The 11,640-nt window shown below is 72.4% G+C and carries 12 protein-coding genes and 1 riboswitch; of the genes, 11 read left to right on the top strand and 1 reads right to left on the bottom strand.

All coding sequences use genetic code 11. The features are described from left to right. The first annotated feature begins 81 nt into the window (after positions 1-81). A riboswitch (FMN riboswitch) is annotated at positions 82-212 on the top strand. A 163-nt stretch (positions 213-375) separates the two neighbouring features. The 11 genes from ribD to ACFWBF_RS24095 all read left to right on the top strand — a co-directional run bounded on the left by ribD (position 376) and on the right by ACFWBF_RS24095 (position 9,525). Then, on the top strand, positions 376-1,554 hold the full coding sequence (ribD, locus tag ACFWBF_RS24145; RefSeq protein WP_385605500.1) for a bifunctional diaminohydroxyphosphoribosylaminopyrimidine deaminase/5-amino-6-(5-phosphoribosylamino)uracil reductase RibD: 1,179 nt from the start codon (positions 376-378) through the stop codon (positions 1,552-1,554). Further along, positions 1,555-2,178 (top strand): riboflavin synthase, encoded by a 624-nt coding sequence (locus ACFWBF_RS24140; protein ID WP_385224881.1) that lies wholly within the window; start codon positions 1,555-1,557, stop codon positions 2,176-2,178. It begins immediately after the preceding gene. Then, on the top strand, positions 2,175-2,828 hold the full coding sequence (locus tag ACFWBF_RS24135) for a nicotinamide riboside transporter PnuC (protein WP_385605498.1): 654 nt from the start codon (positions 2,175-2,177) through the stop codon (positions 2,826-2,828). Before ACFWBF_RS24140 ends, ACFWBF_RS24135 begins: the two co-directional genes overlap by 4 nt. Beyond that, a complete protein-coding gene (locus ACFWBF_RS24130) occupies positions 2,825-4,132 on the top strand; it encodes a bifunctional 3,4-dihydroxy-2-butanone-4-phosphate synthase/GTP cyclohydrolase II (RefSeq protein ID WP_385605496.1) in 1,308 nt (435 codons plus the stop codon). Before ACFWBF_RS24135 ends, ACFWBF_RS24130 begins: the two co-directional genes overlap by 4 nt. Before the next feature lie 46 nt (positions 4,133-4,178). After that, on the top strand, positions 4,179-4,664 hold the full coding sequence (gene ribH, locus ACFWBF_RS24125) for a 6,7-dimethyl-8-ribityllumazine synthase (protein ID WP_215031692.1): 486 nt from the start codon (positions 4,179-4,181) through the stop codon (positions 4,662-4,664). 35 nt (positions 4,665-4,699) lie between these two features. Beyond that, positions 4,700-4,981 (top strand): phosphoribosyl-ATP diphosphatase, encoded by a 282-nt coding sequence (locus ACFWBF_RS24120; RefSeq protein WP_385605494.1) that lies wholly within the window; start codon positions 4,700-4,702, stop codon positions 4,979-4,981. Between the two features lie 52 nt (positions 4,982-5,033). Then, on the top strand, positions 5,034-5,882 hold the full coding sequence (gene hisG, locus ACFWBF_RS24115; RefSeq protein ID WP_385605492.1) for an ATP phosphoribosyltransferase: 849 nt from the start codon (positions 5,034-5,036) through the stop codon (positions 5,880-5,882). Between the two features lie 39 nt (positions 5,883-5,921). After that, the gene (locus ACFWBF_RS24110; RefSeq protein WP_385605490.1) at positions 5,922-6,386 is read left to right on the top strand and encodes a PH domain-containing protein; all 465 of its coding nucleotides are present in this window, start codon (positions 5,922-5,924) and stop codon (positions 6,384-6,386) included. A 200-nt stretch (positions 6,387-6,586) separates the two neighbouring features. Next, positions 6,587-7,951 (top strand): hemolysin family protein, encoded by a 1,365-nt coding sequence (locus ACFWBF_RS24105; protein ID WP_385605488.1) that lies wholly within the window; start codon positions 6,587-6,589, stop codon positions 7,949-7,951. After that, entirely contained in the window at positions 7,948-9,027 is a 1,080-nt protein-coding gene (locus ACFWBF_RS24100; RefSeq protein WP_385605486.1) for a hemolysin family protein, read from the top strand. The genes ACFWBF_RS24105 and ACFWBF_RS24100 overlap by 4 nt, the downstream gene beginning before the upstream one ends. 87 nt (positions 9,028-9,114) lie before the next feature. Beyond that, positions 9,115-9,525: a hypothetical protein gene (locus tag ACFWBF_RS24095; protein ID WP_385605484.1), complete on the top strand. Its 411-nt coding sequence runs from the start codon at positions 9,115-9,117 to the stop codon at positions 9,523-9,525. A 38-nt stretch (positions 9,526-9,563) separates the two neighbouring features. On the opposite strand, the gene ACFWBF_RS24090 is transcribed toward ACFWBF_RS24095, so the two are convergent. Beyond that, entirely contained in the window at positions 9,564-11,546 is a 1,983-nt protein-coding gene (locus ACFWBF_RS24090; protein ID WP_385605483.1) for an AAA family ATPase, read from the bottom strand. Positions 11,547-11,640 lie beyond the last annotated feature (94 nt).

Genomic DNA, 11,640 nt, shown 5'->3' with positions numbered 1-11,640 from the left:
ACCGTTCTGTGACCCAGGCCACATTGACTCACCCGCATGGCCGCGGATCACCCGTGGCACACTGGCCCTAGTACCAGTAAGCAGCGCACTCCGGGGTCGGTGTAATTCCGAACCGGCGGTTATAGTCCGCGACCCGTCCGCAGCCAGCGGCCGGTTGACCAGGTGAAACTCCTGGACCGACGGTTAAAGTCCGGATGGGAGGCAGTGCGCGGCGGGCCAGTCACCGGTACGCCGCCGTCGGGTTCCGCCCGGCGGTCCTCACGGCACGTCCCTCGGGACGTGCGAGCGAGAGGGCCGTATTTCCGGCCTCGGCGTCCCCCTGTGCGCAACCCGCTTCATCTGTCGTATCCCGACAGGCCCCGGAGTCCGTGCCCGATGAGGCAGGAGGACCCGGTGGCGACACACGCCGACGCGCACGACAGCGACGCATCCGCCCGCGAAGCGGACACATCCGCCATGGGCCGGGCCATCGAGCTCGCCGCCCGCGGCCTCGGCTCCACCAGTCCCAACCCCGTCGTCGGCTGCGTGATCACCGACGCGTCGGGCACCGTCGTCGGCGAGGGCTGGCACGAGCGGGCCGGCGGACCGCACGCCGAGATCCACGCGCTGGCCGCGGCCGGCGGGGCCGCCCGCGGCGGCACCGCCTACGTCACCCTCGAACCCTGCGACCACACCGGGCGTACGGGACCCTGCACCGGCGCCCTCATCGAGGCCGGCCTCACCCGCGTGGTCTACGCCGTCCCCGACCCGAACCCGCAGGCCAGCGGCGGCGCCGCGACCCTGCGCGCCGCCGGGATCGCCACCGAGACCGGGCTGCTCGCCGAGCGGGCCGAGGAGGGCAACGCCGCCTGGCTGACCTCCGTACGCCTCGGGCGCCCGTACATCGTGTGGAAGTACGCCGCCACCCTGGACGGCCGCGTCGCCGCCGCCGACGGCACCAGCCGCTGGATCAGCTCCCCGGAGTCCCGCGCCGACGTCCACCGGCTGCGCGCCGAGGCCGACGCCGTCATCGTCGGCTCCGGCACCTTGCGCGCCGACGACCCGCACCTCGCGGTGCGCGGTCCCGCCGGCCTCACCGCCGCCGACCAGCCGCTGCGGGTCGTGCTCGACACCCAGGCCACCATCCGGCCCACCGCCCGCGTCCTGGACGACGCCGCCCCCACGCTGATCGCGGTCGCCGAGAACCTGGAAGACGCAGCCACCCGCCACCTCGCCGGAGTGGAGCTGGTCCGCCTCCCGTCCGACAAGCACGGGATCTCCGTGGACGCCCTGCTGCGCGAGCTGCACCGGCGCGGCGTCCGCTCCGTACTCCTCGAAGGCGGCCCCACCCTGGCCGGCGCCTTCGTCGCCGCGGGCGCCGTCGACAAGGTCGTGGGCTACCTCGCCCCGGTCCTGCTCGGCGCGGGCCGCAGCGCCCTCGCCGACGCCGGCATCGGCACCCTCACCGACGCGCTCCGGCTGCGGATCACCGAGACGGTCCGCATCGGCACGGACATCCGCATCACCGCAGTCCCCGCCGCCCCCTCCGTCCCCACTGCCCTCAAGGAGCACTGAGTGTTCACCGGAATCGTCGAAGAACTGGGCGAGGTCACCGCCGTCGAGGAGCTCGCCGAGGCCTCCCGCTTCCGCCTGCGCGGCCCCGTCGTCACCGAGGGCGCCAAGCACGGCGACTCCATCGCCGTCAACGGCGTCTGCCTCACCGTGGTCGAGACCGCCGACGGCGAGTTCACCGCCGACGTGATGCAGGAGACCCTCAACCGCTCCAGCCTCGGCGCCCTGGCCAAGGGATCCCGCGTCAACCTGGAGCGCCCCATGGCCCTCGGCGGACGCCTCGGCGGCCACCTGGTCCAGGGCCACGTGGACGGCACCGGCGAGATCCTCTCCCGCACCCCCTCCGAGCACTGGGAACTCGTCAAGATCGCCCTCCCGGCGAACCTCTCGCGCTACGTCGTCGAGAAGGGCTCCATCACGGTCGACGGCGTCAGCCTCACCGTGGTCGAGGCCGCCGCCGACTGGTTCACCATCAGCCTCATCCCCACCACCCTCGCGCTGACCACGCTCGGCATCAAGCAGCCCGGCGACCCGGTCAACCTCGAGGTGGACGTCCTCGCCAAGTACGTCGAGCGCCTGCTCGCCGCCGGCGTCGACCCGCTGCACACGGACGGAGCCGAACGGTGAGCGCCCTGACCTGGCTCAACACGGAGGCCTTCGAGGTCTTCGACCAGAAGGTCATCTGGTCCGACATGATCGGCAACCTGATGGGCCTCGCCGCCCTCGCCCTCGGCTGGCGCCGCTCCATATGGACCTGGCCCGCCCAGCTCCTGTCCGGCCTGATCCTGGTGGGCGCCTACGCCTCCGCCCACCTCGCCGGCGGCGTCGGCAAGCAGCTCCTCGTCATCTCCGTGGCGCTCTGGGGCTGGCGCGCCTGGCAGCTCGGCAGCCAAAAGGCCCAGGACGGCTCGATCGCCGTGCGCACCGCCACCTGGAAGGAACGCGGACTGCTCCTGGCCGGCGCGGCGCTGGGCACCCTCGCCGTCGGCGGCCTGTTCACGCTGTTCCCGAAGCTGTCGTGGAGCCCGTGGGCCGACGCGTACATCTTCGTCGGCACGATCGTCGCGATGGTCGCCCAGGCCCGCGGCCTGGTCGAGTTCTGGTTCGCCTGGCTCCTCGTCGACCTCGTCGGCGTCCCCCTCGCCTTCAACAGCGGCCTGGCCTTCTCCGGCCTCGTCTACGTCGTGTACTTCGCCCTCGTGCTGTGGGGCGCCTACGACTGGTACCAGCGCTCGCGCACCACCCCCGCCCAGGCCCTGGAAGGAGCAACGGCATGACCCTCAACCCCCTCCTCAAGCCCGTGCCCGACGCCGAGACCCACGAGCCCTTCCGTCTCGACCCCGTCGAGCAGGCCATCCGCGACATCGCGGCCGGCCGCCCGGTCGTCGTCGTGGACGACGAGGACCGCGAGAACGAGGGCGACCTCGTCATCGCCGCCGAGATGGCCACCCCCGAGATCATCGCGTTCATGATGAGCGAGTGCCGCGGCCTGATCTGCGCGCCCATGGAGGGCCCCGAGCTGGACCGGCTCGAACTCCCGCAGATGGTCCAGCACAACACCGAGTCGATGCAGACCGCCTTCACCGTCTCCGTCGACGCGAGCGGCGCCCACGGCGTCACCACCGGCATCTCGGCCGCCGACCGGGCCACCACCCTGCGCCTGCTGGCCGGCGGGGTCAGCGGACCTGCCGACTTCGTCCGCCCCGGCCACATCTTCCCGCTGCGCGCCAAGCCCGGCGGCGTACTGGTCCGGGGCGGCCACACCGAGGCCGCCGTGGACCTCGCCCGCCTCGCGGGCCTGCGCCCCGCCGGCGCCATCGTGGAGATCGCCGGCGAGGACGGCGTCATGCTGCGCCTGCCCGAGCTGATCCCCTTCGCCCGCAAGCACGGCCTGACGATCATCTCCATCGAGGACCTGATCGCCTACCGCCGCTCCGCCGAGCCGACCGTGCGCCGCGAGGCCCAGGTCAGCCTGCCGACCACCTTCGGCGAGTTCACGGCGTACGGCTACCGCTCCACCGTCGACGGGGTCGAGCACGTCGCCCTCGTCCACGGCGACATCGCCGCCGCCGACGGCACGGACATCCTGGTCCGCATGCACTCCGAGTGCCTGACCGGCGACATCTTCCAGTCCCAGCGCTGCGACTGCGGCCCCCAGCTGCACGCCGCCATGGAACGCATCACGGCCGAGGGCCGCGGGGTCGTCGTCTACCTGCGCGGCCACGAGGGCCGCGGCATCGGACTGCTGTCCAAGCTGCGCGCGTACGAGCTCCAGGAGCGCGGCCGCGACACCCTCGACGCCAACCTGGAGCTGGGCCTGCCCGCCGACGCCCGCGACTACGCGGCCGGGGCGCAGATCCTCGCCGACCTCGGGGTCCACAGCGTCCGGCTGCTGACCAACAACCCCGACAAGTCCGCAGCCCTCGTACGGCACGGCATCGAGGTCTCCGACCGGGAAGCGATGCCCATGGAGGCCGGCGAGCACAACCTGCGCTACCTGCGCACCAAGCGGGACAGGATGGGCCACGACCTGCCCTGGCTGGAAGCGGCCGTGACCACGTCCGCCTGCGGCAACCAGTAACCACGCACCACACCCCCGACACCACGAACCACCGAGGAGCAGAGCTGTGAGCGGCAAGGGCGCACCCGAACTGAGCGTGAAGAACTGCGGAGACCTGCGAGTCGCGGTGATCGCGGCCCAGTGGCACGAAAAGGTGATGGACGGCCTGGTGGACGGCGCCCTGCGGGCCCTGCACGAGCTGGGGATCGACGAGCCCACCGTGCTGCGCGTCCCCGGCAGCTTCGAGCTCCCGGTCGTGGCGAAGGTACTCGCCGGTCGCGGTTACGATGCCATCGTCGCCCTCGGAGTGGTCATCCGCGGCGGCACCCCGCACTTCGACTACGTCTGCCAGGGCGTCACCCAAGGCCTGGTCCAGGTGTCGATCGACACCGGAGTTCCCGTCGGCTTCGGCGTACTGACCTGCGACAACGACGAGCAGGCGCTGGACCGTGCCGGACTCGAAGGGTCGAACGAGGACAAGGGGCACGAAGCGGTCACCGCCGCCGTCTCCACCGCCATGACCCTGCGCACCGTCAGCGAACCCTGGCGCTGAGTGGCAGGCGTGGACCCCGTATTCTGAGGACCATCATGGCGAACAAACCCACCAAGAGCTTCGAAGAGCTCTTCACGGAGCTTCAGCTCAAGGCCGCCAACGGCGACCCCAGCACCTCCCGCACGGCCGAGCTCGTCGGCAAGGGCGTCCATGCCATCGGCAAGAAGGTCGTCGAAGAGGCCGCCGAGGTCTGGATGGCCGCCGAGTACGAGAGCAAGGAAGCCGCCGCCGAGGAGATCTCCCAGCTGCTCTACCACGTCCAGGTGATGATGGTGGCGCGCGGGATCTCCCTCGACGACGTCTACTCCCACCTCTGACCGGCCCGCACCCCCTGCCCGTAGTTCACGTATCCACGCCGAAGGAAGCCCCATGCTGCGCATCGCCGTCCCCAACAAGGGTTCACTCTCCGGACCGGCGGCGGCGATGCTCCATGAGGCCGGCTACCGGATGCGCAAGGAGTCCAAGGAGCTCGTGGTCGTCGACCCCGAGAACGAGGTGGAGTTCTTCTACCTCCGCCCCAAGGACATCGCGATCTACGTGTCCTCCGGCAAGCTCGACATCGGCATCACCGGCCGCGACCTGCTGCTCGACTCCGGCGCCAGCGCCGAGGAGATCCTGCCGCTGAACTTCGGCCGGTCCACCTTCCGCTACGCCACCATCCCCGGCACCGCGAAGGGCCCCGAGGACTTCCACGGGATGACGATCGCGACCTCGTACGAGGGAATCGTCGCCAAGCACCTCGCCGAGAAGGGGATCGACGCCGCCGTCGTCCACCTCGACGGCGCGGTCGAGACCGCCATCCAGCTCGGCGTCGCCCAGATCATCGCGGACGTCGTCGAGACCGGCACCAGCCTGCGCAACGCCGGCCTGGAGGTCATCGGCGAGCCGATCCTCACCTCCGAGGCCGTGGTGATCCGCGGCAACGGCACCGACACCGACGACCCGCGGGCCCAGCAGTTCCTGCGCCGCCTCCAGGGCGTCCTGGTGGCCCGCAGCTACGTGATGATGGACTACGACTGCCGCGCCGAGCACCTGGAGCGCGCGGTCGCCCTCACCCCGGGCCTGGAGTCGCCGACCGTCTCCCCGCTGCACAACGAAGGCTGGGTCGCCGTCCGCGCGATGGTCCCGGCCAAGGAAGCCCAGCGGATCATGGACGACCTGTACGCGCTCGGCGCGCGCGCGATCCTCACCACCTCGATCCACGCCTGCCGGCTCTGACCCGTACGCCGTCCCGACGCTCCGATAGGCACCGCACCCATGGCCGAGCCCGCCGCCCAGCACGTACCGCCCGCCCTGCCGGTCACCTTCCGGCCGACCCGCACCCGGGTCGTTCTGCTGGGCGTCGGCGCCGCCATGTTCCTCACCATCACGGCCATCGCCCTGCTCCTCGACACCCTCCATCCGGGTGAGCGGATCAGCTTCATCTTCACCGCCGTGCTGCTGTCCTCCGTCCTCGTCCTGCTCAGCCGCCCCAAGGTGGTCGCCGACGAGGGCGGCGTGACCGTGGTCAACCTCACCAGGACCCACCGCCTGGAGTGGGCGCAGATCCTGCGCGTCAACCTCCGCCCCGGCGATCCCTGGGTGTTCCTCGACCTCAGCGACGGCACGAGCCTGCCTGCACTGGGCATCCAGCCCGGGGTCGCCAAGCAGCAGGCGATCGGTGACGCCCGGACGCTGCGCGCCCTGGCCGAAACGCACGGAACCGGTGCAAACGACCACTGACCCCGCCGAGGCTCGTCGATGCGTCCCATTGCGGCGGCGATCTCAGTGACTACCCTGGTGGCGGGGCGCGGACCGGCGCCCTCCCACCGGCCCCGGGACCCCGAGGCCCGTGGGCACCTGCGACTTGAGGAGTGACTCCCTCCAGCAATGGACGGATCGTCCGGTAGTACCCGCGCCGCCCTCCCCCCGGAGGCGGCGGCATGACCACCCCGCTACTCCTGCTCGTGGCGGCATTCGTTCTGATCCTCGCCAACGGATTCTTCGTGGCAGCCGAATTCGGCCTCGTCACCGTGGAGAGACCCGAGGCCGAACGCGCCGCAGCCGACGGAGACCGCCGTGCCCGTACGGTGGTCAAGGCCCTGCGGGAGCTGTCCTTCCAGCTCTCCGGCACCCAGCTCGGCATCACCATCACCTCCCTCGTCGTCGGCATGCTCGCCGAGCCGGCCCTCGCCGCCCTGCTGGCCGGGCCGATCGCCGCGACGGGCCTGCCCCGAGGAGCCGTCCCCGGCGTCGCCGTCGTCATCGGCATGCTGCTCGCCTCCGCCGTCCAGATGGTCGTCGGCGAGCTCGTCCCGAAGAACTGGGCGATCTCCCGGCCGCTCCAGGTGGCCCGCGTCGTCGCCGGCCCCCAAAACGCCTTCTCCCGCGCCTTCCGCCCGGTCATCGCCGGCCTCAACGCCGTCGCCAACCGCCTCGTACGCGCGCTCGGCGTGGAGCCCACCGACGAGATGGCCTCCGCCCGCACCCCCGGCGAACTGGTCTCCCTGGTCCGCCACTCGGCCCAGGCCGGCGCCCTCGAACAGGACACCGCCGACCTCTTCGTACGGACCCTCTCGCTGGGCGAACTCACCGCCCAGCACGTCATGACCCCCCGGATCCGGGTCAGCGCACTCCAGCACACGGCCACCGCGGCCGACGTGCTCAACCTGACCCGCGCCACCGGCCTGTCCCGCTTCCCCGTCTACCGCGACCGCATCGACGAGATCACCGGCGTCGTCCACCTCAAGGACGCACTCGCCGTCCCCGAGGACGAGCGCGGCCGCACCACCGTCAGCCGCATCTGCGTCGCCCCGCTACGGGTACCCGGCTCCCTGCCGGTGCAGCCGCTGCTGGAGCGGCTGCGCAGCGAACAGCCGATGGCCGTCGTCGTCGACGAGTACGGCGGCACCGCCGGAGTCGTCACCCTGGAGGACATCGTGGAGGAACTCGTCGGCGAGGTCCGCGACGAGCACGACCTCGCCGAGGACGAGAGCCCCGAGCTGGCCGCCGTACCCGCCGAGGACGGCCGCCCCTCCTGGGAGGCCGACGGCAGCTGCCGCGTCCAGACCCTGCGCCGGATAGGCCTCGAGGTTCCCGAAGGCCCGTACGAGACCGTCGCCGGCCTCGTCGCCGACCTGCTCGGCCGCATCCCCGCTCCCGGGGACCGTGCCGAACTCCCCGGCTGGAAGCTGTCCGTCCGCCAGGTCGGCCGCTACCGGGCCGAACGGGTCCGGCTGGTGCGCACCACGCCGCTGGGCGCCGTGCCCGCGCCCGCCGAGCCGGAACCGGTGGGTGGCCGCCGGTGAACGCGCTCCAGCTCCTCTTCGCCCTGCTCCTCGTCCTGGCCAACGGTTTCTTCGTCGGCGCCGAGTTCGCGCTCGTCTCCGTACGCCGCAGCCAGATCGAGCCCCTCGCGGCCGGCTCCAAGCGGGCCCGCCAGGTGCTCCACGGCCTGGAGAACCTGCCGCGCATGATGGCCGCCGCGCAGTTCGGCATCACCGTCTGCTCGCTCACCCTCGGCGCGGTCGCCGAGCCCACCGTGGCCCGGTTGCTGGAGCCCGTCTTCCACGCGGCCCGCGTACCCGAGGGCATGATCCACCCCCTCGGCTACGCGTTCGCGCTCGCCGCCGTGGTCTTCCTGCACCTGGTCATCGGCGAGATGGTCCCCAAGAACCTCGCCATGGCCGCGCCCGAGAAGACCGCGCTGTGGTTCAGCCCCGGCCTGGTCGCCTTCGCCCGGCTCTGCGGGCCGGTCACCACCGCCCTCGGCGCCTGCGCCAAGCTCGTCCTGCGGCTCTTCAAGGTCGAGCCCAAGGACGAGGTCGAGGCCGTCTACACCTCGGCGCAGCTCGGCCGGCTCGTCGAGGACTCCCGGCAGGCCGGTCTCCTCGACCCCGGTGAGCAGGAGCGCCTGGAGGACGCCCTGGAGCTGGGCAGCCGCCCGGTCACCGACGTCCTCCTCGCCCCGGGCCGGCTCGTCACGGTCGGCCCCTCGGCCACCCCGCGGCAGATCGAGCAGCTCACCGTCCGCACCGGGTACTCCCGCTTCCCCGTCCGCGCCGACGACGGCGCCTTCATGGGCTACCTGCACGTGAAGGACGTACTGGACCTGGAGGACCGGGAGCGGGCCGTACCCCAGCGGGTCTGGCGCCGGATGACCATCCTGTGCTCCACCCTCCCGCTGGACGACGCGCTCAGCGTCATGCGCCGGGACGCCACCCACCTCGCCCAGGTCGCCGACCCGGCGGGGCGGGTCCTGGGCCTGGTTGCCATGGAGGACGTCCTGGAGATGCTGGTGGGCGAGGTCCGCGACCCCGCCCACCGCACGGCCCCGCAGGCCCGCAGGCCCGAACTCCGCCCGGAGCGCGCGCTCTCCGCCTGACCCCGTCGCCGGATCCGTCGCACGACGGGTCCGGCGGCCACGGCCGTCCGTCATACTCGCGCCACGACGGTGTGAGGGGGCGCGAACATGCGGTCAGAGTTCCGGGACACGGCCCGCGAGGTACTGGACCGGCTGAGGGAGGACCCCGACGCGCCCTCCCCGGTGGCACGCCGCCTGCGGGAGGTGCTCCTCGACCGGCTGCCGGCCGATCGCGCGGGCGCCGTCGTCGCCTTCGAGCGCGCACCGCACGCACCGGCCGCCGCCCATGACCTCGAGTCGGCCGTGACGGAACTCGCGGCAGCGGACCCGGCGTTCGCGGCGCAGGTCCGCGCCCTGCTGCGGGGAAGGCTCGGTGACGGCGAGGCGGACGCGCAGTGGGCGGAGCGAGACGGCGGACGGCCCCTCTCGGCGGTCTGGTTCCTGATCGCCGCGATCATCGCCTTCCTGGTCCTCTCCGCGATCGCGGCCTTCTCCGGTCCGCCCCCGGTCATGCCGTAGGGGCCCCGGTCATGCCGCAGGAAGGACACCGGCCCGGCTCACGGCGTCGGCGGCTCCGGCCGCTCCTGCGGCCCACGGCCCGACAGGACCTCCCCGTACGCCTGCATCAGGTCCGCCAGCCGCAGCGTCGCCAGGTCGTCCCGCGAAGGATCCCCCGCGAAGCCCGACAGCCGCAGATCCCGGTACGCGCAGCTCTTCTCGTACAGGGTGCGCAGGAACCGGCCGTTGCCCAGCTCGTCGATCCAGCCCTGCTCCACCACGTGCCCGCTGATGCTGCGCAGCTCCTCCAGCGCCTCCTCGTCCCAGCGGTCCCCGTTCGCATCGGCCAGCACCCCGCCGATCGCGGTCAGCTCCGGCGGCCGGTAGCTGGGGAAGTCCACCCGGGTGGTGAACCGCGAGGACAGCCCCGGATTGGTCGCCAGCAGCCGGTCCATCCCGGCCGGATAGCCCGCCAGGATCACCACCAGGTGGTCGCGGTTGTCCTCCGCCCGCTTCAGCAGCACCTGCAGGGCCTCGTCCCCGTACGCGTCGCCCTTGCTGTAACCGGAGTTGGACAGGCTGTACGCCTCGTCCACGAAGAGCACCCCGCCGATCGCCGAATCGATCAGCTCGTTGGCCTTCACCGCCGTCTGCCCGAGGAACTCGCCCACCAGGTCCGCCCGCTGGGCCTCCACCAGGTGGTCGCCGCCGAGCAGGCCCAGCGCGTAGAACACCCGGCCCAGGATCCGGGCCACCGTCGTCTTGCCCGTGCCGGAGGGCCCGGAGAAGACGAAGTGCCGTTTCGGCGGCTGTACCGGTAAACCCTGGCCGGCCCGCAGCCGGGCCATGTGCAACTGCGCCGAGAGCGCCTTCACCTGCCGCTTCACCGGCTCCAGACCCACCATCCGCTCCAGCTCCGCGAGCGCCTCGGCGAGCGCCGCCGGATCGGCGGGCCCGGTGGGCAGCCCCGCCGGCGCCGGCTGCGGCGGCACCGACACCTTGCGCCGTACGCCCTCCAGCCGGCCCCCGCCCCCGCCCGTGCCCCCGCTTCCGCCCGCGCCGGGCGGCTGGGGCGGCGTTCCCGGGCCGTGGCGCGGCTCCGGGGGATCGGCGGCCGTCAGCGGGTCCTGCTCCACCTGCCCGTCCGCCGCGATGTCCTGTACGGGACCGCCGCCCAGCGCCACCGCCGCGAAGCCCCCGCCGCCGGGAGCCAAGCCGTGCCCGCCGACGCGGGAGTCCCCGGCATAGCCCTCGTAGCCGTCGTACCCGTCGATGCAATCGCTGTCCTCGATGGCCGTCAGCCGGGCCGCCGTGTCCATGAACGCCGGATCCACCCGGTGCACCGCCCGGTACAGCGGAAGCGCCGCCGCACTGCGCCCCGTGCCCTCGTGCGCCCGCGCCAGCCAGTACCGCAACTCCTTGCGCTGCGGCTGCTCGCTGCGGCAGCGCATCAGCGCCGCCGACAGCAGGGGCTCGGCCTGCCCGTACATCTCCAGCCGGACCCGGGCCATCCCCCCGAAAAGCCCCGCCTCGATGCCGAGCAGCGGATCGTCCACCAGCGGCTCGGTGTGCCGGACCAACTGCTCCCAGTCCTTGACCAGATAGGCCCGGCAGGCGTGCAGGAACCGCACTTGCGGATCCGCGTCCACCGGGGGCAGCGCCGCCAACGCCTGGTCCAGCTCGGGCACGTGGCGCCCGTCCAGCCAGTGCGAGGCGTGGGCCAGCAGCAGGTCGCGGCGGCTCTCCAGGACCGGCTGCACCCACCAGCCCAGCCAGTACCAGGAGTTCAGGGTCCGCCGGTGTCGTGCCCGCTGCTCGCCGAAACGGTCCCGATGGGTGTACATGCGCAATAAGGCGTTGGTCGTGTCGACCCGCAGCGCGTGCAGGCCCAGCCAGGCGTCGGCCATCGCGGGATCCAGTCGTACCGCCGCCCGGAACTCCTCCTCGGCCTGCGGATAGGCGCCCATGGTGCAGGCGTCCACCCCCCGCAGCCAGGCGAGTTCGGCCGGGGCGTGGGTGCTGCCCGGCGTGCCGAAATCCATCACGTCCCCCACAAGCCTGCCCCCGTGGTGCGCGGCAACCCCCGCGTGGTGCGCGCGAGTTGTCCAGCGCCGATGAAATCAGGGGTGCATCGTA

Origin of the sequence: Streptomyces sp. NPDC060028, from assembly GCF_042736725.1 — a bacterium.
GTDB lineage: Bacteria > Actinomycetota > Actinomycetes > Streptomycetales > Streptomycetaceae > Streptomyces.
This window is presented reverse-complemented; position numbering and strand designations above follow the sequence as displayed.